Source organism: Kribbella sp. NPDC051770 (assembly GCF_040681455.1).
Taxonomy (GTDB): Bacteria; Actinomycetota; Actinomycetes; order Propionibacteriales; family Kribbellaceae; genus Kribbella.
On sequence record NZ_JBFAYT010000004.1, the window covers coordinates 281,004 to 303,871 of the forward strand.

The 22,868-nt window shown below is 70.4% G+C and carries 20 protein-coding genes; 8 read left to right on the forward strand and 12 right to left on the reverse strand.

Annotation, left to right across the window (positions count from 1 at the left end; all coding sequences use genetic code 11):
* Positions 1–35: 35 nt before the first annotated feature.
* Positions 36–509, forward strand: a complete 474-nt coding sequence (locus AB0M01_RS16175) for an AAA family ATPase (RefSeq protein WP_363669940.1) — start codon at positions 36–38, stop codon at positions 507–509.
* On the opposite strand, the gene AB0M01_RS16180 is transcribed toward AB0M01_RS16175, so the two are convergent.
* The 3 genes from AB0M01_RS16180 to AB0M01_RS16190 are packed head-to-tail and all read right to left on the reverse strand — an operon-like array spanning position 510 to position 3,934.
* Positions 510–1,412, reverse strand: coding sequence for an alpha/beta hydrolase (locus tag AB0M01_RS16180; protein ID WP_363669942.1), 903 nt, complete (start codon positions 1,410–1,412; stop codon positions 510–512). It lies immediately after the preceding gene.
* A gap of 55 nt (positions 1,413–1,467) precedes the next feature.
* Positions 1,468–2,631 (reverse strand): anhydro-N-acetylmuramic acid kinase, encoded by a 1,164-nt coding sequence (locus tag AB0M01_RS16185; RefSeq protein ID WP_363669944.1) that lies wholly within the window; start codon positions 2,629–2,631, stop codon positions 1,468–1,470.
* Position 2,632: 1 nt separating this feature from the next.
* Positions 2,633–3,934 carry an MFS transporter gene (locus AB0M01_RS16190; protein WP_363669946.1) on the reverse strand — a complete coding sequence of 434 codons (1,302 nt, stop codon included), beginning with the start codon at positions 3,932–3,934 and terminating at the stop codon, positions 2,633–2,635.
* Between the two features lie 201 nt (positions 3,935–4,135).
* Between AB0M01_RS16190 and AB0M01_RS16195 the strand changes: the two genes are divergently transcribed.
* From AB0M01_RS16195 to AB0M01_RS16225, 7 genes are all read left to right on the forward strand, one after another.
* Positions 4,136–5,041, forward strand: a complete 906-nt coding sequence (locus tag AB0M01_RS16195; protein ID WP_363669948.1) for an endo-beta-N-acetylglucosaminidase H — start codon at positions 4,136–4,138, stop codon at positions 5,039–5,041.
* A gap of 128 nt (positions 5,042–5,169) precedes the next feature.
* The gene (locus AB0M01_RS16200) at positions 5,170–7,029 is read left to right on the forward strand and encodes an acyl-CoA dehydrogenase (RefSeq protein ID WP_363669950.1); all 1,860 of its coding nucleotides are present in this window, start codon (positions 5,170–5,172) and stop codon (positions 7,027–7,029) included.
* 356 nt (positions 7,030–7,385) lie between these two features.
* Positions 7,386–8,669 (forward strand): hypothetical protein, encoded by a 1,284-nt coding sequence (locus tag AB0M01_RS16205; RefSeq protein WP_363669952.1) that lies wholly within the window; start codon positions 7,386–7,388, stop codon positions 8,667–8,669.
* Entirely contained in the window at positions 8,666–9,331 is a 666-nt protein-coding gene (locus AB0M01_RS16210; RefSeq protein ID WP_363669954.1) for a hypothetical protein, read from the forward strand. Before AB0M01_RS16205 ends, AB0M01_RS16210 begins: the two co-directional genes overlap by 4 nt.
* Positions 9,328–10,581 carry a hypothetical protein gene (locus tag AB0M01_RS16215; protein WP_363669956.1) on the forward strand — a complete coding sequence of 418 codons (1,254 nt, stop codon included), beginning with the start codon at positions 9,328–9,330 and terminating at the stop codon, positions 10,579–10,581. Before AB0M01_RS16210 ends, AB0M01_RS16215 begins: the two co-directional genes overlap by 4 nt.
* 121 nt (positions 10,582–10,702) lie before the next feature.
* Complete coding sequence (locus AB0M01_RS16220; RefSeq protein ID WP_363669958.1) at positions 10,703–11,479, forward strand: DUF4097 family beta strand repeat-containing protein; 777 nt, start codon at positions 10,703–10,705, stop codon at positions 11,477–11,479.
* A 165-nt stretch (positions 11,480–11,644) separates the two neighbouring features.
* Positions 11,645–11,893, forward strand: coding sequence for a DUF6458 family protein (locus AB0M01_RS16225; protein WP_363669960.1), 249 nt, complete (start codon positions 11,645–11,647; stop codon positions 11,891–11,893).
* Between the two features lie 65 nt (positions 11,894–11,958).
* Here the strand turns inward: AB0M01_RS16225 and AB0M01_RS16230 are convergent, their stop codons facing one another.
* From AB0M01_RS16230 to AB0M01_RS16270, 9 genes are all read right to left on the reverse strand, one after another.
* Entirely contained in the window at positions 11,959–13,740 is a 1,782-nt protein-coding gene (locus tag AB0M01_RS16230) for an NHL domain-containing thioredoxin family protein (RefSeq protein ID WP_363669962.1), read from the reverse strand.
* 885 nt (positions 13,741–14,625) lie between these two features.
* On the reverse strand, positions 14,626–15,525 hold the full coding sequence (locus AB0M01_RS16235; protein ID WP_363669964.1) for a TIGR03619 family F420-dependent LLM class oxidoreductase: 900 nt from the start codon (positions 15,523–15,525) through the stop codon (positions 14,626–14,628).
* Positions 15,526–15,714: 189 nt separating this feature from the next.
* On the reverse strand, positions 15,715–16,122 hold the full coding sequence (locus tag AB0M01_RS16240) for a hypothetical protein (protein ID WP_363669966.1): 408 nt from the start codon (positions 16,120–16,122) through the stop codon (positions 15,715–15,717).
* 40 nt (positions 16,123–16,162) lie between these two features.
* Positions 16,163–17,788: a hypothetical protein gene (locus AB0M01_RS16245; RefSeq protein ID WP_363669968.1), complete on the reverse strand. Its 1,626-nt coding sequence runs from the start codon at positions 17,786–17,788 to the stop codon at positions 16,163–16,165.
* A gap of 107 nt (positions 17,789–17,895) precedes the next feature.
* Positions 17,896–18,801: a carbohydrate ABC transporter permease gene (locus AB0M01_RS16250; protein ID WP_363669970.1), complete on the reverse strand. Its 906-nt coding sequence runs from the start codon at positions 18,799–18,801 to the stop codon at positions 17,896–17,898.
* The gene (locus AB0M01_RS16255) at positions 18,798–19,697 is read right to left on the reverse strand and encodes a sugar ABC transporter permease (RefSeq protein ID WP_363669972.1); all 900 of its coding nucleotides are present in this window, start codon (positions 19,695–19,697) and stop codon (positions 18,798–18,800) included. Before AB0M01_RS16255 ends, AB0M01_RS16250 begins: the two co-directional genes overlap by 4 nt.
* 47 nt (positions 19,698–19,744) lie before the next feature.
* Entirely contained in the window at positions 19,745–20,980 is a 1,236-nt protein-coding gene (locus AB0M01_RS16260; protein WP_363669974.1) for an ABC transporter substrate-binding protein, read from the reverse strand.
* A 169-nt stretch (positions 20,981–21,149) separates the two neighbouring features.
* Positions 21,150–22,181, reverse strand: coding sequence for a zinc-dependent alcohol dehydrogenase family protein (locus AB0M01_RS16265; protein ID WP_363669976.1), 1,032 nt, complete (start codon positions 22,179–22,181; stop codon positions 21,150–21,152).
* 30 nt (positions 22,182–22,211) lie between these two features.
* Complete coding sequence (locus AB0M01_RS16270; RefSeq protein ID WP_363669978.1) at positions 22,212–22,730, reverse strand: flavin reductase family protein; 519 nt, start codon at positions 22,728–22,730, stop codon at positions 22,212–22,214.
* Positions 22,731–22,868 lie beyond the last annotated feature (138 nt).

Genomic DNA, 22,868 nt, shown 5'->3' on the forward strand with positions numbered 1-22,868 from the left:
GCGCGCCGCCGGGCCCCGGCGGGGACAATGGTTCCGTGACCAGGTTGTACGTCGTGACCGGTGCGCCCGGGGCAGGGAAGTCCACCGTCGTGCCCGAGCTGCTCCGGCTCAGCGGCGAGCGGCTGGTCGTCCTCGACATGGACGAGCTGCTCGACGACGAGGGCCGCCTGCTCGGCATCAAGATCGACGAGCAGGCCGCGGCGCCGCACTGGCCGGCGTACAACGCGCTCTGGCTCCGCATCACCGAACTCATCCGCCGCTCGGGCGTCTCGGTGCTCCTCCTCGGCCCGATCACCCCCAGCCAGCTCCCCGAAGGCCGCTGGCTCCACCTCGACTGCCCGGACGCCGTACGCCGCGAACGCCTGGCCGCCCGCGGCTGGTCCGCGGACGAGATCGACGACGCCCTCCTGGACGCCGTCGAGATCCGCAAGCTCGTCCCCCGCTCCGTCACCGGCGACGGCACCCCGGAGGACTCCGCCAACGAGATCCTCACCTGGGTCCAGGAGTAGTCAGGCGCGGAACCAGTCGCGGAGGATTTCCGTGTACGCCGGGCTGATGCCGTCCAGGGTGCGGTCGGGGGTGCCGGGCCAGTGGCCGGCGTCGGGGACGAGGACGTGCTCGACGCGGTCGTTGCCCGCGGTGGCGGCGGCTCGGCGCCAGACCTCGAGGGTCTGCGGGACCGGGAGGTTGGCCTCGTCGGCGCCGTGGATGAGGAGGACCGGGCAGCGGACGGTCGCGTAGAGGGGTTCGGAGGCGAAGTCGAGCTCGTGCCAGACGGGGAGGTCGCCGGTGAGGTCGTCGGCGGTCAGTCCGACCAGGTCGAACCACGGCTCTCCCGCGGACCGCTGCAGCAACTCCACCACCGCAGCTCGCTCCGCGCTCGCCGGCGCCTCCGGCTCTGCGCTGCTGCGCAGCAGGTCGGCCACGGCGTCGCGAATCCTGACGGCCTGCCCCACCGCCTCCTCGCCGTACCCGGCCCGTCGCACCGCCTCCGCCGTCGCGTGCCGCATCTGCTCAGCCGGACTCACCCCCGAGCACCCGAGCAGCACCAGCGACTCCGCGACGCGCTCCTGCGCGGCCAGCGCGGCGATCCACGTCCCCTGGCTGACGCCCCAGAACGCGATCGGTACGTCGTACAGACCGCGCAGCACGTCGTACGCCGCCACCGCGCCGGAAGCCTGAACGCTGAACGGGATGTCCACGTCGTCCCGCGGCCAAGCGGCTCGCTCGAAGCTCAGGACCGCGATCCCGAGCGGCGCGACCGTCGCGGCGAGGTGCTCGAAGATCACCTGCCGGTACGACGAACTGCTCGACCCGTGCAGCGCGACCACCCCGCCGCGGACCACCTGATCACCAGGAACAGTCAGCAACCCGCGCCGACCGTCCACCTCGACCTCCGACGACACGATCATGCGCCGGATGATCACACGCGCTCAGGTCAAGCGCAGGGCAGCCGTCGGCGGCGGCTCAGGTCAGCCGCAGGCTCGCCGGGAACGTCGCGGCAGCGGTCAGCGGCAACGGCCCGCGCCCGGGAGTGATCGACCCGAGCACCGACGCGTGCCGCGCGCCCGTGCAGCTCGGGACCGTCCCGGCCAGCCCGTGCACGGTCAGGAAGCCCAGTACGGCGAACGCGTACGCCTCCTTCGCCGCCGACGGCAGCCCGAGCTCGTCGGTGCTCAGCAGCGGCAGGTCGCCGAGCTCCCAGCCGAGGCGGTGCATCAGCGCCGGGTTCCGGATGCCGCCGCCCGCGGCGATCACCTCCGTCCCGCCGTACGCCTTGACGGCGTCGGCGACGGTCCGGGCGGTCAGCGCGGTGACGGTCGCGACGACGTCGTCCGGCGCGATCTCCGGCAACCCCTGCATCCGCTCGGCCAGGTACGACAGGTGGAACAGCTCCTTGCCCGTGCTCTTCGGCGCCGGCCGCGCGTAGTACGGCTCGGCCATCAACCGCGCGAACAGCTCGGGGTGGATCGTGCCACGCCCGGCCATCAACCCGTCGGCGTCGAACGCGAGCCGCCCAGCCGTCAACTCGCCGACCACCGCGTCGATCAACGCGTTGGCCGGACCGGTGTCGAAGGCAACGGGTTCGTCCACAGCCGGTACGACGGTGATGTTGGCGATCCCGCCCAGGTTGAGCGCGACCGGCGTACCGCCGCGGCCGCGCAGCCACAGCGTGTCGAACAGGCTCACCAACGGCGCGCCCTGCCCGCCCGCCGCGACGTCGCGCGACCGCAGGTCGGACACCACCGCGGTCCCGGTCGCCTCCGCGATCCACGCGGGCTGCCCGATCTGCAGCGTTCCGCGGACGACGCCCTCGTCGACCCAGTGGAACACCGTCTGCCCGTGCGACACGATCAGGTCGGCGTGCCCGCCGCAGAGCTGCTCGACGGCCTGGACGGCGACCTCGGCGAACGCCTGCCCGATGCCGGTGTCCAGCCGGGTCACCGCCTCCAGCGAAGTACTTGCCGGAGGCAACGCCGCGGCCAGCGCGTCACGCAGCTCCGAGGAGTACGGCCGGCTGAGCATCCCGAGCGGCTGCAGCAGCAGTTGGTCGCCCTCGAACGACAGCTCGGCGGCGGCCGCGTCGATCGCGTCGTACGAGGTCCCTGACATCAGTCCGATGACACGCATCTCAGTCCTTGAGCTCCCGCTGGTGGTCGTCGCCGCGCAGGGTCAGCAGCGCGACGACGCTGATCGCACAGGTGATCATCACGTACCAGGCCGGGATGTCGATGTTCTTGGTCCGCTTGATCAGCTCGGTGATGATCAGGCCGGCGGAGCCGGAGAACACCGCGTTCGACAGCGAGTAGGCCAGGCCGAGCCCGGTGTAGCGCGCCCGCGTGGTGAACATCTCGGCCAGCATGGCCGGTCCGGGCCCGGCCATCAAGCCGACCACAAGGCCGGCGACGAAGACCGCGATCCCCTTGGCCGCGTTCGACGAGTCCTTGTCCTGCAGGAGGTTCATCAGTGGGAACGCCAGTACGACGACCAGTGCCGCACCCGTCACCATCACCGGCCGGCGACCAACGCGATCGCTGATCCAGCCCGCCGGCATGATCGACACCGCGAACCCGAGGTTGGCCAGCACGGTCGCGACCAGCGCCTGCTGGAAGGTCGCGTTCAGCGTTGACTGCAGGTACGACGGCATCACGACCAGGAACGTGTACCCCGCCGCGGACCAGCCCATCAGACGGCCGATGCCCAGGGCGATCGCCTTCGCGACCTCCACCTTGCCGGCCGGTTCGCGCTCCTCGACGGCCTGGACGCGCGCGAAGTTCGGCGTCTCCTCGAGCCGCAGCCGCAGGAACAGCGCCACCAGACCCAGCGGCAGCGCGAGCAGGAACGGCACCCGCCAGCCCCAGTCGTGCAGCGCCTCGGTGCTCAGCGCGGTCGCCAGGATCGCCGCCAGCCCGGCGCCGACCAGCAGCCCGAGCGCGACGGTCAGCGACTGCCACGCGCCGTACAGACCGCGTTTGTTGCGCGGCGCGAACTCGGTCATGATCGCGACCGCGCCGCCGAACTCGCCGCCCGCCGACAACCCCTGCAGCGCCCGCACCAGCGTGAGCAGCCAGGGCGCGGCCGCCCCGACCGTCGCGTACGTCGGCAGCAGGCCGATCAGGGTGGTCGACAGCGTCATCAGCAGCAGCACCAGGATCAGCGTCGGCCGCCGGCCGATCCGGTCGCCGACGCGGCCGAAGATCGCCGCGCCGACCGGCCGGAAGAAGAAGGCCAGCGCGAACGACGCGTAGGTCTTGATCAGGCTCTCGGCGTCACTGGTCGACGTAGCGCTGAAGAAGTTGGCCGCGATCACGGTCGCGAAGAAGCCGTAGGCGCCGAACTCGTACCACTCGACGAAGTTGCCGACGGTGCCGGCGACCAGCGACCGGCGGTGCCGCCGGACGTCCACGGTCGGTGTCCCTGCAGAGCTGCTCATCGGGTCCTCTCCCCGCTCGCCCCCGGTAACTTTCCTCCCACTGACATCACCATCTTCGTCCATCATTTCCCAAACCGCGAGTCCGGCCCAGGGGCTGATCACCGCCTGTGTCCGAACCTTGACACAGCCCGCACGGCCGCCGATGATCGGGGAGCTATACCGGTTTATCTCCGCCCGTTTCCCGCCCTGAAAGAGGTAGAGATGAAAGACGAGCTCCTAGGCCGCCGGAGTCTGCTGACCCTGATGGCCGCCGGCGGTGTCGCCGCCACGGTCGGCGTCCCGCTGACCGCCGCGGCCGCCGAGTGCCGGCCGCGCGCGAAGAACGGCCCGATCTCGGTCGCCTACGTCGAGGTCAACAACAACAGCATGCTGAACGTCGGCAAGTACACGCTGGCCAACGGTGGTGCCCAGGTCTTCGACATCGCGGTGATCTTCGCGGCGAACATCAACTACGACGGCTCGAAGGCGTACCTGCACTTCAACGAGAACGTCCAGCGGGTGCTCGACAACGTCGAGACCGAGGTCCGGCCCCTGCAGCGCAAGGGGATCAAGGTCCTGCTGTCGATCCTCGGCAACCACCAGGGAGCCGGTTTCGCCAACTTCCAGTCCCAGGCCAGCGCCGCCGCGTTCGCCCAGCTACTGGCCGACGCGGTCAACCGTTACGGTCTGGACGGCATCGACTTCGACGACGAGTACGCCGACTACGGCGTCAACGGCACCCCGCAGCCGAACGCCAGCTCCTTCTTCTACCTGGTGACGGCGCTGCGCCAGAAGCTGCCCAACAAGATCATCACCCTGTACGACATCGGCCCGGCCGCGGCCCGGCTCAGCTACAACGGCCAGAGCGTCGCGGAGAAGTTCAACTACGCCTGGAACCCGTACTACGGCACCTGGTCGGTCCCGCGCGGCCCGGCCGCGAAGTCCAAGCTGTCGCCGGCGGCGGTCCAGATCAACGTCTCGTCGAACGCGGCCAGCCTGGCGACCCGGACCAAGAACGAGGGCTACGGCGTCTTCTTGACCTACGACCTCGGCGCATCCAACGCGGCGAGCTACATCTCCGGCTTCACCAACCCGCTGTACGGCAGCGGCACGGTCTACACGCCGTAACGCTCCGCAGTACGCCGCAGTACAGACAATCGGCCACCAGGGATTCCGCCTGGTGGCCGATTGCGCTTTGCCTTCGTTACCGGCCGGTATATACTCAAGTTACTGGCGGGTACAGCGAAGGGATCACTGTGGGCCACTACAAGTCGAATCTGCGCGACATCGAGTTCAACCTGCTCGAGGTGCTCGGCCGCGGCGAGGTGCTCGGGCAGGGCCCGTACGCCGACATGGACGTCGACACCGCCCGCGAGGTGCTGGGCGAGATCGACCGGCTGGCCAAGAACGAGCTGGCCGAGTCGTTCGAGGACGCCGACCGCAACCCGCCGGTCTTCGACCCGGCCACCTCCGCGGTGACGATGCCCGCGTCGTTCGCGAAGAGCTACCACGCCTACATGGACGCCGAGTGGTTCAAGCTCGAGCTGCCGCCGGAGCTGGGCGGCCAGCCGACACCGCCGTCGCTGCGCTGGGCCGCGGCCGAGATGGTGCTCGGCGCCAACCCGGCCGTGCACATCTACGCCGCCGGCCCGAACTTCGCGCACGTGCTCTGGCGCAACGGCACCGACCGGGACAAGAAGATCGCGCAGATCATGATCGACCGCGGCTGGGGCGCCACGATGGTGCTGACCGAGCCGGACGCCGGCTCCGACGTCGGCGCCGGGCGGACCAAGGCCACGCTGCAGGACGACGGCAGCTGGCACATCGAGGGCGTCAAGCGGTTCATCACCTCCGGCGACCACGACATGTCGGAGAACATCGTCCACCTGGTGCTGGCCCGCCCGCAGGGCATCGACGGCGTCGGCGGCCCGGGCACCAAGGGGCTGAGCCTCTTCGTCGTCCCGAAGTACGACTTCGACCTGGAGACCGGCGAGCTGACCGGGGAGCGCAACGGCGCCTTCGTCACCAACGTCGAGAAGAAGATGGGCATCAAGGTCTCCACCACCTGCGAGATCACCTTCGGCGAGACCACGCCGGCCAAGGGCTACCTGCTCGGCGAGGTGCACGACGGCATCGCCCAGATGTTCCAGGTGATCGAGTACGCCCGGATGATGGTCGGCACCAAGGCCATCGCGACGCTGTCGACCGGCTACCTGAACGCGCTCGAGTACGCCAAGGAGCGGGTCCAGGGCGCCGACCTGACCAACGCCGCCAAGACCGCGCCGCGGGTCACGATCACCCACCACCCCGACGTACGGCGCTCGCTGATGACGCAGAAGTCGTACGCCGAGGCGCTGCGCGCGCTGGTGCTGTTCACCGCGACGTACCAGGACCGGGCCGAGCAGGCCCGGTACGCCGGGGAGCACGACGAGCTGGCCGAGCGGGTCAACGACCTGCTGCTGCCGCTGGTCAAGGGCTACGGCTCGGAGAAGTCCTGGACGCTGCTCGGCACCGAGTCGCTGCAGACCTTCGGCGGGTCCGGCTTCCTGCAGGACTACCCGATCGAGCAGTACGTCCGCGACGCCAAGATCGACACCCTGTACGAGGGCACCACCGCGATCCAGGGCCAGGACCTGTTCTTCCGCAAGATCATCAAGGACCAGGGCCAGGCGCTCGGCCATCTCGCCGAGCAGATCCAGGGCTTCGTCACCTCCGAGGCCGGCAACGGGCGGCTCAAGGAGGAGCGCGGGCTGCTGGCCAAGGGCCTCGAGGACGCGCAGAAGATCCTCGGCGTGATGGGCCAGGCGCTGATGGCCAGCAACCCGCAGGCCGAGAACGGTGACCCGCGCAACATCTACAAGGTCGGGCTGAACACCTCGCGACTGCTCTACGTGCTCGGTGACGTGGTCTGCTCGTGGCTGATGCTGCGGCAGGCGGAGGTCGCGCTGGAGAAGCTGGGCGGCGAGCTGTCGGCCGCCGACCAGGACTTCTACACCGGCAAGATCGCGGCGGCGCAGTGGTTCGTCCGGTCGACGATGCCGACGGTGCGCGCCGAGCGGGTCAAGGCCGAGCTGACCGACCTCGACGTGATGGACCTGCCCGAGTCGGCGTTCTGACGCCGATCCCCTGAGTCGCCCCCGGCCGACGTCCTCCGCGGGAGCCCCTCCCCGCGGAGGACGTCGTTCTTCCCGCCCGCGGTGCCGCGCGCGGCGGCTCGACCGGAGCGCGTACGGCGCTCGACCGCGCTGCGTGCGGCGGCACGGTCGGGCGGGTTCTTCGGGGCAGGTCGGGGCAGATTGCAATCTGGCCTCCCCAGGGGCGCTCACCTGTAGCAACGTTTCCGTCCTGAAACACCGCGTCCCTGGCCTGGTCTCCCCTGTCCGGGCCAGGGCCGCGTCCAACCCGGAACCGCGGGCGTCCGCCGGACGTCTGTGCAGGCGTGAAGGCGACCGGTCGACGTAAGGTGAGCGCGATGTCCGCCCGTCTCCGTGTCCTGGCCGTGCTGCTCGCCGTACTGGCGTTCCTGCCGGCCGGCCCCGCACACGCCACCGCGCCCGCCGCTGCCCCGCCCGAGCTCCCGGACCAGATCGCGACCGCCTGGATCAAGGACCGCGTCTACCTGGACCCGGCGCTGCGGGTCGCGTTCCCGAAGCCCGAGCTGGACCGGATCCGGGCCGCCGTGGCCACGCCGGGGCTCTCGGTGTACGTCGCGATCGTGCCGCGGACGCCGTACCTGAAGGACATCACGTACGACCTGCCGACGTTGCTCCAGGCACGGACCGGGCAGCCGGGGCTGTATCTCGTGGCGACGGTGTCGGACGACTACTGGGCGACTACTGCGGAGCTGTTCCGGGCGGGTGGGCTGCGAGGGCGGAGCCTGAGCAGCGTGCAGTCCGAGGACGAGGCGGACCGGGGGATGGTCGTCGACCGGCCGGCGCCGAAGATCGTCCGGACCATCCAGCAGGCCGCGACCGCGCTCGACGGGCGTGCGTTGCCGGTGATCCCGGCGAGTGATCTGACGCCCCCGCGGACGCCGCGGACCGGGCGGTCGGTGACCGACAAGGAGGACCTGACCGCGTTCACCGGGATGGGTGTCGGTGGGGTGATCGGGTTCCTGCTGGTGCTGGTCCCGGTGCTGCGGGGGCGGTCGAAGCGCAAGCCGGTGACGTCCAAGAAGCAGTCGTCATCAGGTGCGACCAGGTTGTCCGCTGTTCGGTCGCAGGCTGATCGATGGATTCCCAAGGCAGGCCGTGCGGTCAGTTCCTTGGAGAGGCTGAAGAAGCCGACGCGCACTCAGCTCGACCGGCGCGACGACGCGCGAGCCCGGCTCGACGCCGCGAAGATCCTGCGCAGGGCCGAGACGGGATCAGGTGCCGACGCGGGCCGGACGTCCGCGGAGGCGCTGCTCGCGCTGACCGGGGCGTTCGTGCTCGCGCGGCAGGCTCATCACGTGGCCTCTGGCAACGACGTTCAGCCGCCCTGCTTCTTCGATCCGACGCATCCCTCGGGGACCGCGACGGCCGCCTGGTCCGACGAGACCGACGTCCCGGCCTGCGCGACCTGCGCGCAGACCGTCAGCCGCGGCGAGACGCCGCGCGGCCTGCAGGTCCCCGGCGCCTCCGGGCTGTTCGGCCGCGACCTGATCCCGTACTGGGAGCTCGACCCCGAGGACAGCCCGATGGTCGCGACCGGCTTCGGCGCGCTGTCGGACGACCTGGCCGAGCGCGTCGAGCGGGCGTACGGAGGGGTTCGATGATGCTGCGCCGCGCCTGCGCGCTGGCTCTTGCGGCCGTCGTACTGGTCATCGGGTTGCCCGCCACAGCGTGGAGCGCCGTGCCGACCGATCCGCGGATCACCGCGGCCGTCGCCGCGTGGAAGGACCAGCCGGTCTACGTCGACCCGCAGTACACGTCGGCGTACGCCGATCAGGTCGAGGCCATGCAGGCGCGGATCGCGACCTCGCCGGTGCCCGTGTACGTCGCGGTGGTGCCGACCGGGACCTGGTACCTGGAGAAGGGCGACACCGAGCTGCTCGCTGGCTGGCTCGCGACCGCGAACGGCAAGCCGGGGCTCTACCTGGTGATGGAGGACTGGATCGCCACCGGTATCGAGCACCAGGTGCACGCCTGGGGCCCCAGCCGGACCTACGGCGACTCCAAGCAGACCCCGGCGCAGCTGCTCGGCGAGTACCTCGACGAGGTGAAGGTCAACGACCGGTACGACGCCGACCCGGCCCGGACCGAACCGCTGCCGCCGCGCGAGGACGGGCCGGACTCCCCGCCGGAGCGGTTCACGGTCGGCAAGGCGATCGGGAACGGCGTCGGCGGCGGCCTGATCGGACTGATGGGCGGCGCGCTGGTCGCTGCCCTGGTGCTGGGACTGGCGGCACTGGTCGCCCGACGAGGAGGACGGCAGTGAAGGCGCTGATCGCTAGGACCGGGCTCGTCGCGATGCTGCTGGGCCTGCTGACGCTGGTCGCCGTACCGGCCGAGGCTGCCGAGACGCCGGCCGAGCGGGCCCGCGAGATCGCGACCGCGCTCGCGAAGGACCCGCTGTACGTCGACGCGGCGTACAGGACCGGGCTGCCGGAGAACCTGCGGACCTCGGTGCGGAGCAAGGGCGAGGCGCTCTCGTACGACGTGTACACGATCATCCTGCCGCTGACGCCGAGCGACGCCTTCCAGGGCAAGGAGTCGAACGTCCTGACCCTGGTCATCGACGCGCTGCGCAAGCCCGGCCTGTACGTCGTGGTCGACGGCGGCTCGCGGTTCCCGTACTACAAGGCGCACGACGTCGCGGCGCTCGACGAGGACGACGACCGGCTGCAGAACGCGCGGTCGCACGCGCTGGAGGACACGGGGTACGACTCCGGGCCGGCTGAAGCTGTCGCTCGCTTCTACGAGCTGCTCGCCGGGCCCGCGCTGGGGCCGGTGGATCGCAAGGAGGTGCCGGGGTCGCCCAAGTCCTCGTCGGGCTCCTCCGACTCCGAGGGGGTCGGGTCGGTGACCGGGATCGTGGTCACCGGTGTCGTGGTGGTGCTCGTGCTGCTGGCGCTGGTGATCGGGCTGCGGCAGCGTTCGTCCGGCAGTCGGCCGCGTCGGGAGAAGGCGTTCAGCATCCCGCCGCACGTCGCGCAGACCGTCGCGGCCGAGCGGCGGCGCCGGCTGACGCAGGAGACGACCGCCGAGCTGACCACGCTCGGGTCGGAGCTGGCGGCGCTGCCGTCGGCGGCCGGTCAGGGGCTGGAGCACCAGCAGGCCGCGCTCGACGCGCACGCCGCCGCGGGCAAGGTGCTCGACTCGTCGCGCGACCTGGTGGACCTGGTCGGCGCGATGGTGCTGCTCGACCAGGCCCGGCGCGAGTACGACGCCGCGGTCGCGATCGCCGCGGACCGCAAGGTGGCCGACGTACCGCCGCTGTGCGCTTTCAATCCCTTGCACGGAAGGGCTTCCGGGCGGCCGACGCAGGTCGAGAGCGGCGGGACGACGGTGCCGCTGCCGCTGTGCGCGGAGTGCCGGCGGGCGCTGAAGTCCGGGACGGCGCCGAAGTCGCTGCCCGGTGAGGACGGGCCGTACTGGCACGGGACCGACCTGTGGGCGCGGACGTTCTTCGGCAACCTGACCGACGACCTGCCGGCCGCGGTGCTGCGGGGTCAGCACCGGTCCTGACCCCGGGTGCCCCTAGGTGGTGGTCAGGGGTGGCTGGGGGTTCGCGCCGGATCCAGCGGTACGCCGTACCGACCTAGGGTCGTGACGACGGGATCGGGCGGGACGAGGGATGGGACGGACGATGGCTGACGTCAAGCAGGTCGGAGCGCTGCTGCTGGTGACCGGGATCGGCCTGGCCGTGTGGACGTGGGGCGACAAGCAGTCCGACGACACCCACGAGGTGAGCGACCGGATCGCCACCGTGCAGCTCGACTCACCGAACTCGGACGTGACCGTGAAGGTCTCGGACAGCTCGGAGACGACCGTGCAGGTGAAGCGGAACTACTGGCTGCTCAAGCGCGACGACGGCTTCTCGGTCGACGGGGACACGCTGAAACTGAACGGCGACTGCGGCTGGCACTGCCGCGCCGACTACATCGTGACCGTGCCGCGCGGGACGAAGATCAGCGGCGACAACGGCAGCGGCGACCTGCAGCTGACGGGGACCGGCGCGGTCGACCTGAAGTCGCGCTCGGGGGAGATCGAGCTCGCCGACGTCGCGGGCGACGTGAAGCTCGACCTGACCTCGGGGGATGTGCAGGTCGACCGGCTGAACGGACGGCTCGACGTGGTCTCCACCTCGGGCGACATCGAGGCGAACGGGCTGAAGGGCGGGCCGGTGAACGTCCGGACGACGTCCGGCGATCTGACGCTGGATCTCGCCGAGGCCAACGACGTCACGGCCGACGTGACGAGCGGCGACGTCGAGGTCAGCGCGCCGAGCGGCGCCTATCGCGTCGAGACCGACACCCGCAGCGGTGAGGTCGAAAACGGCCTCGGGGATGCGCTGCAGGCCGACCACACCATCAAGGCCACGACGGTGTCGGGCGACGTGGAGCTGACGGCCCGCGGCTCGTGAGCCGGCGGCCTCCCGGGGCCCGGCGGGTCACTCGCCGGGCCGCCCAGGTTTGCCCCCGGGTACCTGGCCTTCGCAAGTGGCGTGATCGACACCCGTCGTTGATGGATTCCGCCCGCGGGCGGGAGTAGCGTCGACAGTGTCGAACGACTTCACGAGGAGGCTCTGATGAGCATCGGTGTGGGGATCTTCCTGATGGTGGTGGGCGCGATCCTCGCGTTCGCCGTCCGCGACTCCTGGGACGCGGTCGACCTGACCGTCGTCGGCTACATCTTCCTGCTCGCCGGAGCACTCGGCATCGTGCTCTCCTTCTACATCACCAACCGCCGGCGCCGAGTCCCGAACGAGTCCCTCGACCCGGCGGTCGAGGAGGAGTACCGCGTCGTCGAGGAACACCACCGCGACATCAAGGAGTAACAACTCCTACCGGCAACGGCCGGCCTCGGGGTGCTCAGGTGGGCACCACGGGGCCGGCCGTCTGCTCAGTTGGTGGCGCCGGAGAGGACCAGCTCCAGGCGCGCCGGCCCGCCGGCGGTGACGACCACCGGGACGCCCCAGTCCTGGCGGTGCATGTGGCACGCCGGGAACTCGACCGCGTCGGAGTCGTCGCACGAGGCGGCCTGGACGGCGACGTGGAGGACGCCGTCACCTACTCGCTCGTCGATCACCAAGCGCCGCGTCAGATCCGTAGTGTCGCCGGCACCTTCGCGCAGGAGGTTCTCGGGCGTGGACGAGACCAGGAGCCGCGTCGACGGCCCGTAGCGGGTGTCGAGTTTCTGCCCCGGCGGCGGCGTGAACACCACCTCCAGGGTGACCTCTCCCCCGGCGATCTCCATCGGCGGCCGCTGCGAGCGCGTGCTGAACTCGTCGACCTGCGCGGAAGCGCCGAGCGGCACCCGGGTCAGCCGATGCGCCGCCGACTCGACGACCAGCAGTTCGTTGCCCACGACAACAGCCCCGCTCGGCTCCGCGAGCCCCGTGGCCATCGTCTCGACCAGGTTCTGCCGTACGTCGTACCGCCGCACGGCGCCGTTGTACGTGTCGAGCACCGCGACCGACCCGTCGGGCAGCGCCGTGACACCGAGCGGGTGCTGCAGCAGCGCCTCCTCGGCCTTCCCGTCGCGCAGCCCGAAATCGAACAGCCCCGTCCCGACCGCGGTGTGCACCTCGTCGTCGACCCAGCGCAGCGCGGAGATCTCCGAGTCCGCAAGCCACAGCCGGTCGCCGTCGGCCGCGAGCCCGCTGGTCTGCGCGAACCACGCCTCCTTCAGGGCGCCGTCGCGCAGCCCTTCGTTCGTCGTACCGGCTGCGACCTCGGTGACCCCGGTCAGCGGGTCGAACGTCCACAGCTGGTGCACGCCGGCCATCGCGATCCACACCTTGCCGTCCCACCACGCCACGTCCCACGGCGAGCTGAGGACGTCGGTCCCGTCGCCGTCCATCCACTGCTTGCCGGTACCGACCAGCGTCCGGGTCTCGCCCGTGCTGAGCGTGATGCCGCGCAGCGCGTGGTTCACGGTGTCGGCCACGACCACGTCGTACCCGACCGTCTTCGCAACGTCGTCCGGGAGCAGGGTCAGCCCGTTCGGCTCCGAGTACGACGCGTCGGCGGGCGCGCCGTCGGCGAAGCCCCGGGTCTTGCTGCCGAAGCGGCGTACGACGGTCTGGGCGTCCTCGGCGAGCTCGACGACGCTGTGGTTCCCGGCGTCGGCGACCAAGAATCCCTTGCCTGAGGCAATCACCTTGGCGGGGAAGCGCAGCTCGGTCGGCTCCGCTACCGGGGCGACGTACGGCGACCGGCCGCGGGTCAGCGTGCCCGCCTGCTCGTGCTCGGCGATCAGCTCTTCGAGCAGCGCGTCGAGCGCGTGCGCGTGGCCCTCGCCGGAGTACTGGGCGACGATGTAGCCGTTCGGGTCGACCAGCACGAGGGTCGGCCAGGCGCGAGCGGTGTAGTTCTGCCAGGTGACGAGCTCGGGGTCGTCGAGCACCGGGTGCCCGACCTCGTACCGCTCGACGGCCGACTTCACCGCCGCCTCCTCACCTTCGTGCGCGAACTTCGGCGAGTGCACGCCGACGATCACCAGCGCGTCGCCGTACTTCTCCTCCAGCGGCCGCAACTCGTCGAGCACGTGCAGGCAGTTGATACAGCAGAACGTCCAGAAGTCGAGCAGCAGAAACCGCCCACGAAAGTCAGCGAGCTTCAGCTCACTGCCCCCGGTGTTCAGCCAACCCCGACCCTTGAGCTCCGGCGCGCGCACATGCATGCCTCCATTGTCCGCCTCGCCTCAACTTCCACGGTGGCTGGTCCACCCTGGAGGGTTGGTCATCGCCCGCCGGTAACCAACCGGCGACGCTCGGCGAGAGCGGGCCGGACGGGCGGGGGGTGCAGGCGGGCGGGTCGCGGCGTGCGGAGTGGGCGGGGCGGGGCGGGCAGCGCCGGCACGCGGGCGGGCGGGTCGCGCCGACACCCACCACTGACCAACCCGCCGCCGACGCACCTCAAACGCGACGGCCAGGCGTGGAGTCGCTCCGCTTGTGACCGTTGATCAGTGGTGGATGTCGACGCGACGCCGAGCGGAGCGACCGGGCGAGCCAGACGGGCGGGGCGAGGAGGGGCGAGGCAAGGCGAGCGGAGCGGGCGGGCGAGGCAGGGCCAGCCCGGTCAGGCGGGCGAGGCGAGGCGCGGCGTGCGGAGCGGGCGAAGCAGGCGAGGCGAGCTACGCCGGCAGGCGGGCGAGCGGCTCGCGCCGACACCCACCACTGACCAACCCGCCGCCGACGCACCTCCGCCGCAACCGCGAGGCGGGGAGTCGCTCCGCTTGTGACCGTTGATCAGTGGTGGATGTCGACGCGACACCGAGCGGGGCGGGCGGGTGACGCGGGGCGGGCGGAGCGGGCGAGGTGGGGGCAGACCGGGTGGGTACGTGAGCGGAGGCGCATGAGCGGGGCGTGCTCTGCTCGGGCGTGGCGGTCGGGCGGACGGCTTTGGCGATCGGCCGGCCGTCCATCCGTCAGCATCCCGCCTGGGTGGGGAGGGTCTCGGTGCGACGCCCATCACCCACTAACCCGGTGGTTTCACGGCTTCGTCGGGTTGGTCAGGCGGGGAGTGGCTCTCGTCGGGTTCGTTGGAAGGTGGTGGGCGTCCGCCGTCAGCCCTGGTTGACGAGTTTCATCACCTCGGTGACCAGGTCGAGGGTGGCGTCGACGGTTGGGAGGGACATCGAGTCGATCAGGAAGTGGTCGATGCCGGTGCGGTCGGCGACTGTGTGGATGGTGTCGACGACCTGGGTGGTCGGGGTGCCGGCGACGACGTTGACCCGGAGGACGGTGTCGATCTCCGCGGGGTCGCGGCCGGCGGCGCGGGCGGCGGTGTCGATGGCGGCGCGCTCGGCGAGCAGCAGGTCGACGTTGACGAACACCGGGACCATGGCCAGCGGCAACCATCCACTGGCCCGCCGCCCGATCCGCTCCAGCGACGCGGGCGCGGATCCGCCGAGGTGGATCGGCGGGTGCGGCTGCTGGGCCGGCTTCAGCGGGGCGTGCTGGAGCGGGAGCTCGAGGTGCTTGCCGTGGTACTCGACCGGGTTCTCGGTCCAGAGCAGGTCGAGCACGTCCAGCAGTTCGTCGAGGCGGGCGCCGCGCTGGTGGAAGTCGAGACCTGCCGCCTCGTACTCCTCGGGCGACCACCCGACGCCGAAGCCCGGGATCAGCCGCCCGCCGCTGACCAGGTCGAGCGTCGTCAGACTCCGCGCCAGCTGCACCGGCGGATAGAGCGGCGCGATCAGCACATGCGTCCCGAGCCGCACCCGCTCGGTCGCCGCCGCGGCCACAGCGAGCGCGACGAACGGGTCCGCGGCCGTCCAGTACTCGACCGGGATCGTGTTCCCGCGCCCACCGGCCCCCACCTTCGGATTCACGGCCGCGAAGTTCCGGTCCCCCACCCACAGGCTCGCCGCTCCGGCCCGCTCCGCCTCCCGGGCGAACTCCGCCACCCGCCCGACCGCGGGCGCCACGTCCCCGAGCGCCGGCACAGCAAACCCGATCTTCATCCCGGACCTCCACTCCAGTTGAATCTTCAATTGGAGCCTAGCGCCGTATTGCGCTCACCCCACGAACACGGCGTACTTGTGCCAGAGGAGAAGTTGCGGCTGCACGGACACGAGGAGGTGGCCAAGGACGGGACCGTCGGTTTGTTCGCCGGGGACCAGGGTGGGATGCCCCAGTGGGGGCGGTACGGGCTAGGCCTCGCTCAGCCAGCGAGTGAGCTTCTCCTGCTCGTACGCCGGCATCGGCCAGCTTGCCGTCTCGACCCAGACGACTGTTCCCAGGCCGCAGACCCGCGGGCCTTCGTACATGCGGAGGACGTCGCCGCGCTGGACCATGCGCCAGGTGGGGAAGTGATCGGGAATCGTAGGGACGAGGACTGCTCGGGTGGATTCGCCGGGCTGGATGTCGGTGGTGGAGAAGCCGAGGACCGGGCCCGCGGTCTGTTCACCGGGGCCCCACCGTGGCAGCCCCCAGTTCGGCCGATAGGCGAAGCGATCGGCAAGAGCGTGGCCGCCGGAGAGCGCGGTGTCGCGGCCGCCTTCGGCTGTCGGTACGAGGTGAAGCTCAACACCGATGGCCAACGTGCTGACTGCTTCCATACCTGCAGCGTTCCACACCGGCGCCCAGCCGTGGCGTTCCCTACCGCGGGAGGACCAGGGTGTCGGTGAGGAGCTTCGTGGTTTTGCGGAGGGTGGGAGGTGAGGACGCCAGGTCGGCGGCCAGCGTGTGGGGGGTCATCGGTTCGCCAGGGCCGACCAGGCGGTGGTGGTGGGCCAGGTGCCAGACGATGGCTCGGGGCCAGGTGGAGAGGCGAGCCTTGGTGAGGAGGTCGGGGGCTTCTCGGACCAGGCGTTCGGCGATGGCGAAGGCGTCGGGGGCGTACGGGATGCCCAGGGTCTCGCCGGCCAGGAGCCAGGCGTGGGGGGCCAGGACCGACAGCGTCGCGGCCTGGGTCTTGTCGAGGCCTTCGAGGTCGGGGCGGGGTGGGGTGCCCAGGCCGGAGAGGGAGCGGTAGGCCTCGTCGAGGTCGGTGCTGGTTTCGTCGAGGAAGACTCGTTCGCCGGCGATGGGGTCGTCCAGCGCCGCGGCCTCCAGGGCCGGGGTCCAGACGTCGACGGCGTCGACCGCTTCCTCGATGGCGTCCAGGTCCAGCTGGGTGCGGTCGCCGGCGAACCGGAGCCAGGCCTTGACGACCGGCGGGACGTGGCCGAAGTAGGTGCTGTTGGCAAGGACTTTGCGAGGGAGCCAGTTGGCCAGGAAGAGCTCGACGAGGACGGCGCTGACCCGCAGGGGACCACCGACGGTGCGGTCGACGGCATGGTCGATCCACAGGTGGGCGATGTCGCCGGTGTCGTCGGGCAGGTCTTCGGCGTACGGCGACGCGAGGAACTCCTCGACGAGCTGCTCGCGCTGGCGCGGTGACAGCAGCGGGCGGATCGGCGGGCGGACCGGACGCTCCGGCAGCTGGGTGAGGCGGTTGACCAGCAAACCCGAGAAGAACTCGAAGTCCTCGGTGACCGGCGGCTCGTCGTGGTCGTGGGTGTAGCCGAGCGCCTGCAGGATGATGCCCGCGGCGGTCGCCGGGCGGACCGTGCGGACGGTGACCCGGCCGCCGCGCTGGTACGCCTCGACCACGCGGTCGACGGGCGGGCCGACGAAGACGTCCTTGGCGATCGCGCCCAGGTTGTTGTCGACGAAGACCACCAGCGTGTGCGGGTGGTGCTCGTCGTCGTAGTCCAGTACGACGCTCAACCCGTCGCCCGTCACGTCCTCGGAGACGATCGCGCTGGTCAGCCGGAAACCGGCGATCCGCGACACCCACTCCGGTACGTCGTACTGCGTCCGGCCCCGCGACAGGTGCGCGCGCTGCAGCGGCAGCCGGCCCGCCGGGCCGACCGTACGGGCCAGACTCGTCAGCAGGACAAAGGAATCCACGTCGCGGCGTTCGCCGAGGACGCGGGCGGCGTCGGCCCAGAAGAAGCGCTCGACCTCACCGATCTCGTCGGGGCGGCCGGCGGGCCAGAGCTGGTCGGCGAGCAGGGCGGCCGAGCGCGCCACCGACGCCTCGGCGATCACCGGGTGCAGGGCCGGCGGCGCCGCGGCCAGGTCGAGCAGCAGGGTCTCCTGCAGGGTGTCCAGCACGGCGACGCTCGGCGTGGTGTCGGCGTCGTCGACACCCGCGGTGGGCGGAGGGTTCGGCCCGGGGGTGGAGCCGACCAGCCGCAGGTGGCTGCCGCGTCCGTCCCGGTCTCGTGACTTGGTCACCCTGGCGAGATTACCGCGTGAGATCGACCCACCGCAGATGGTCCGCGAGTCCTGTGGACAAACTTATTACTTGCTCTTCAAAAGATACTCGGCACCCCCGGAAACACTCAGCCCTTCAGCGCTCCCGCCATCAGCCCGCCGATGAACCAGCGCCCGAGCACGATGTAGACCAGCAGCGTCGGGAACGACGTGATCAGCGCGCCCGCCATCGAGGCGGCGTAGTCGACCTTCTGCCCACCGGCCAGCGCGGCCAGGCCGAGCGTGACCGGCCCGTTGTTCTGCTGGGTCAGGAACAGCGCGAACAGGAAGTCGTTCCAGACCGAGGTGAACTGCCAGATCAGCGTCACCACGAAGCCGGAGATCGAGATCGGCAGGATGATCCGCAGATAGGTCTGGACCAGCCCGGCGCCGTCGACGCGGGCCGACTCGATGATCTCGTTCGGGACCACGGTCGCGTAGTAGTTGCGGAAGATCAGCGTGCAGATCGGGATGCCGTAGATGACGTGGGTGATCAGCAGCGTCGGGATGCCGCGGGTGACGTCCAGGTCCTGGTAGGTCTGGCGCAGCGGCAGCATCACGGCCTGGTACGGGATGAACATCCCGAACAGGATGAACGCGAAGACCAGGTTGGCACCGGGGAAGCGCCAGCGGGCCAGCACGAACCCGTTGGCCGAACCGATCAGCGACGCCAGGATCGCGGCCGGTACGGCGAGCGACAGCGAGCGGACCATGTACGGCTGCAGCACGTCCCAGGCCTTGCGCCAGGGCTCGAGCGTCCAGGTCTCCGGCAGCGACCACTGCGCGGCGGCGGTGGTGTCCTGCGAGGTCTTGAAGCTGGTGATCAGTACGACGTACACCGGTGTCAGCACGAACAGCAGGAAGAGCACCAGGAGCACGTAGCGCACGGTCCGGCTGGTCCGGGTGGAGCCGTCGCTGACCGCGTTGCGCCGCGGCTTGTTGCGGACCGCGGCGGCAGCCTTGCCGGTCGCCTGACCGGCCTCGACGACGCTCATTCTTCGCTCTCCTGCCGGACGGTGTACGCGACGTACGGGATGACGAGGACAGCGACGACGGCCAGCAGCACGATCGCGATCGCGGCCGCCTTGGCCATGTCACTGCGCAGCAAGGTGTTCCACATGTAGACCGACGGCACCTCGGTGCGGAACTGGTTCGGCCCGGTGATCGCGTAGATCAGGTCGAACAGCTTCAGCGACATGTGGCCGAGGATGATCAGCGCGGACAGCGCGATCGGGGACAGCTGCGGGAACAGCACGTGCCGGTAGAGCTTGAACTCCGAGGCGCCGTCGACCCGCGCGGCCTCGCGCAGCTCCGGCGGGATGCCGCGGAAGCCGGCCAGGAACAGCGCCATGATGTAGCCGGACAGCTGCCAGACCGCGGGCAGCGCGATGGACGCCATCGTCGTCCACCGGGATCCCGCGGTCCACCAGGGGTTCTCCAGGAAGTTCAGGTGCAGGATCGAGAACAGCCGGTTCAGGCCGCGCGCGTCGTCGCCCTGGGACGGGTTCAGCAACCAGCCCCAGACGACACCGGACGCGATCATCGACACCGCCATCGGGAACAGGAAGACCGAGCGGAAGACGCTCTCGCCCGGGACCCCCTTCTCCAGCAGCAGTGCCCACAGCAGGCCGAAGATCAGCGTGCCCACGATGAACGCCACCGTGAGCACGCCGAGGTTCTTCAGCGAGTTGAGGAACCGTTCCTCACCGAACAGGTTGACGTAGTTCTCGAAGCCGACGTGGTTCGTCGGCACCGGCCGGGCGTTGTGCTTGTCCGTCAGTGACGTGTTGAACGTCCAGGCGATCAGCCCGTAGACGAAGTACCCGAGCAGCAGGACCGTGGGCAGCAGTACCAGTGCCCCCGGTCCCCAGGTACGGATCCTTCCGTGCATGAGACTCAGGACTCCGAATCGTTGGTCGGCCGGTTACGAGAGGTGGATCAGTTCGGCTTGGCGGCCGCGACGAGTGCCTTCTGCAGCACGCCGACGTCCATGCCGCTGCTGAACTGGCCCATCGCGGACAGGATCGAGTCGTTCTGGCCGAGCGTGCACGCGGCACCGTGGGCGCAGGACGGGACGATCTTGTTCGCCTTCCAGTCGGCCATCGCGGCCTGCTGGTACTTCGGGTAGTCGGTCACGACGGCGTCGGAACGCGCCGGGATCGAGCCCTTCTTGGTGTTGAACGCCTTCTGGCCCTCGGCCGAACCGACGACCTTCAGCCAGCACTTGGCGCCCTCGGGCGTCTGCCCGTTGGTCGGCAGCGTGAACGAGTCGGCCAGGTACTGGAAGTTGCCCGCGGTGCCCGGCGCCGGCCAGTAGGTGTACGCCGAGTCCGGCACCTTGTCGGCGAGCTGCTGGGCCGCGACCCAGTCACCCATCACGGTGTACGCCGCCTGGCCCTTGTTCACGTACTGCAGCGCGTCCGGCCAGTCGATCGCCTCGCGGTCGGCGTTGCTGTACGACAGCACCTTCTTGAACTTCTCCAGCGCGGCGGTGACGTCGGCGCCGGCCATGTCGGTCTGACCGTTCCACAGGCCGGTGAACTTGTCCGGGCCGAGCTCGGCGAGCAGCACGACCTCCATCACCATCTCCTCGGCGAAGCCCTTCGAGGTGGCCAGCGGGGCCTTCACCCCGGCCGCCTTGAGCTTGTCCATGTCGGCGATCCAGGCGTCGACCGAGGCCGGGGCCTTGGTGGCGTCCAGGTTCGCCTTCTTCAGCACCGCGGGGCTGGTCCAGACGACGTTGGCCCGGTGCACGTTGGCCGGCACCGAGTAGATCTTGCCGTCGACGGTCAGGTTGTCGATCAGGCTCTGCGGGAAGGCCTTGTCCAGGCCGAACTCCTTGTAGAGGTCGCTGACGTCGTCGACCTGGCCGTTCTTGATGTAGTCGCCCAGCTCGGCACCGGCGTGCGCCTGGAACGTCGACGGCGGCTTGCCCGCGGCCAGGTCGTTGGCCAGCACCTGCTTGGCGTTCGAGCCGGCGCCACCGGCGACGGCGGAGTTGACGAACTTGTAGTCCTTGCACTCGGTGCCGAACGTCGAGACGAGTCCGTCCAGCCCGGCCTTCTCGCCGCCGTCGGCCCACCAGGTGAAGACGGTGACGTCCTTGCTCGCCGAGTCGCCGCTGCCGCCACCGTCGTCGCTGTTCCCGCAGGCACTGACCGCGAGAAGACCCACGGCACCCAGCGCCGCTACGGTCTTGCTCCAACCACCACGCATTTTCTTTCTCCGATCAGTTCGTGGAGCGGTCCTTGACGGGCCAACTCTGGGCACCGCCGTCCTGGGGTGTCAACGTTCCACCCCAGCAAGTTGTGCACATGTGACACCTTTTGTCCGAATGTGTAGGTCAGGGCCACAGAAGGGTCTTGACCGCTCGCCGTTCGTGCATCGAAAGGTAGCCCTCGGCCACCTGTTCGAGCGGGAGCTGCTGGTCGAACACGAGTCCCGGGTTGATCTCACCAGCGAGGACGTCAGCCATCAGGTCCGGCAGGTACGCGCGCACCGGCGCCACCCCACCGGCCAGCCCGACGTTCTTGCTGAACATCTTCCGGATCGGCACCTCGACCCCGTGCGGTACGCCGACGAACCCGACCGTCGCCCCGGCCCGCGCGATCTCGAACGCGGTCGTGAACGACTGGTCGGTGCCCACACACTCCAGGACGGCGTCCGCCCCGACCCCGTCGGTCAGCTCCAGCACGGCGTCCCGCGCGCCGTCGCCGCGCTCGGCGACGATGTGCGTCGCGCCGAACGTGGTGGCAAGTTTTTGCCGACTCTGATGCCGCGACAAGGCAACGACTTTCTCCGCGCCCATCCGGGCCGCGGCCAGTACGCCGCACAGCCCGACCGCGCCGTCGCCGACCACCACGACGGTGTCGCCGGCCTTCACCTGGGCCGCGCGGGCCGCGTGCCAGCCGGTGCCCATCACGTCGGACAGTGTCAGCAGCGACGGGATCAGCGCCTCGTCCGGTACGCCGGGCGTCGCGACCAGCGTGCCGTCGGCGTACGGGACCTTGGCGTACTCGCCCTGGCCGCCGTCGGCGCGGTCGCTGCTGATCCCGACCAGGTTCTGGCAGACCGACTGGTACCCGGCCCGGCAGTTCGGGCAGGTGCCGTCGCTGGCCACGAACGGGGTGATCACGAAGTCGCCGGGTTTCACGGTCCGGACCTCGGGGCCGACCTCCTCGATGATGCCGACGTACTCGTGCCCGATCCGGCTGCCCGGGCGGATCTTGTTCTCGCCCCGGTACGACCACAGGTCCGACCCGCAGATGCAGCCGGCGACGATCCTGACCACCGCGTCGGTCGGGTCGACGATCACCGGGTCCGGGACCTCGCTGAGCCGGACGTCGAAGGGGGCGTGGATCGTGGTGGCTCGCATGTCCGCAGCATAGGCCCGGACCCTGACGGGTCAGAGGACGGTGTAGCGGCCACGCCGGTGGACCAGCGGTGGTACGTCGTCCGCGAGCAGCTCGACGTGCTCGATGGCCAGCTGGACCTGCAGCGACCAGCCGGCTTCGGGCGGGTCCTCGGTGACCAGGCGGCAGCCGGCCCAGGCGCTGACGCCGACCGGCGCCGGACCCCAGTCGGTGTCGGTCCACTCCAGCATCCGGAACGGGCCGCCGGGTGCGGGCGCGACGTACCCGAAGGCGTCGGCGAGCTGCTGGTGCGGCCCGCCGAGCAGCCCGACCACGGCGGTCTTTGCCTGCCGCAACGTTTCCCAGAGGTCGGAGTCCGGGTCGATCAGCCCGACCACGACCCCGGGATCGCCGTCGCCGACGACCATCGAGGACACGGTCAGCCCGGCCCGCTTCCCGGCGTACGCCGAGGTCCAGAGCCCGACCGGTGACGCCAGCCGCCCGCGAAAGCGCCGGACCGGGCTCCGGTCGCTCTCGGCAGGCAGGAACGGGTGGTCCCCATGGATGGTCACCGGGACTCCTCGAAAACTCGGAGTCCCCCAAGGTTTTGGGGCCGCCCGCTCTGGACTGAGGAGGGAGGGAGCGAAGCGACCGACCGACGAGGGAAGAGCGGGCGAAAAAGCCCCAAAACCCGCGGCGACGAAGTCGAC

Coding starts and splice junctions, on each gene's coding strand:
- AB0M01_RS16180 (WP_363669942.1), bottom strand. CDS start 1,412: ATGATCGTGTCGTCGGAGGTCGAGGTGGACGGTCGGCGCGGGTTGCTG.
- AB0M01_RS16185 (WP_363669944.1), bottom strand. CDS start 2,631: ATGCGTGTCATCGGACTGATGTCAGGGACCTCGTACGACGCGATCGAC.
- AB0M01_RS16190 (WP_363669946.1), bottom strand. CDS start 3,934: ATGAGCAGCTCTGCAGGGACACCGACCGTGGACGTCCGGCGGCACCGC.
- AB0M01_RS16195 (WP_363669948.1), top strand. CDS start 4,136: ATGAAAGACGAGCTCCTAGGCCGCCGGAGTCTGCTGACCCTGATGGCC.
- AB0M01_RS16205 (WP_363669952.1), top strand. CDS start 7,386: ATGTCCGCCCGTCTCCGTGTCCTGGCCGTGCTGCTCGCCGTACTGGCG.
- AB0M01_RS16210 (WP_363669954.1), top strand. CDS start 8,666: ATGATGCTGCGCCGCGCCTGCGCGCTGGCTCTTGCGGCCGTCGTACTG.
- AB0M01_RS16220 (WP_363669958.1), top strand. CDS start 10,703: ATGGCTGACGTCAAGCAGGTCGGAGCGCTGCTGCTGGTGACCGGGATC.
- AB0M01_RS16225 (WP_363669960.1), top strand. CDS start 11,645: ATGAGCATCGGTGTGGGGATCTTCCTGATGGTGGTGGGCGCGATCCTC.
- AB0M01_RS16230 (WP_363669962.1), bottom strand. CDS start 13,740: ATGCATGTGCGCGCGCCGGAGCTCAAGGGTCGGGGTTGGCTGAACACC.
- AB0M01_RS16235 (WP_363669964.1), bottom strand. CDS start 15,525: ATGAAGATCGGGTTTGCTGTGCCGGCGCTCGGGGACGTGGCGCCCGCG.
- AB0M01_RS16240 (WP_363669966.1), bottom strand. CDS start 16,122: ATGGAAGCAGTCAGCACGTTGGCCATCGGTGTTGAGCTTCACCTCGTA.
- AB0M01_RS16250 (WP_363669970.1), bottom strand. CDS start 18,801: ATGAGCGTCGTCGAGGCCGGTCAGGCGACCGGCAAGGCTGCCGCCGCG.
- AB0M01_RS16255 (WP_363669972.1), bottom strand. CDS start 19,697: ATGCACGGAAGGATCCGTACCTGGGGACCGGGGGCACTGGTACTGCTG.
- AB0M01_RS16265 (WP_363669976.1), bottom strand. CDS start 22,181: ATGCGAGCCACCACGATCCACGCCCCCTTCGACGTCCGGCTCAGCGAG.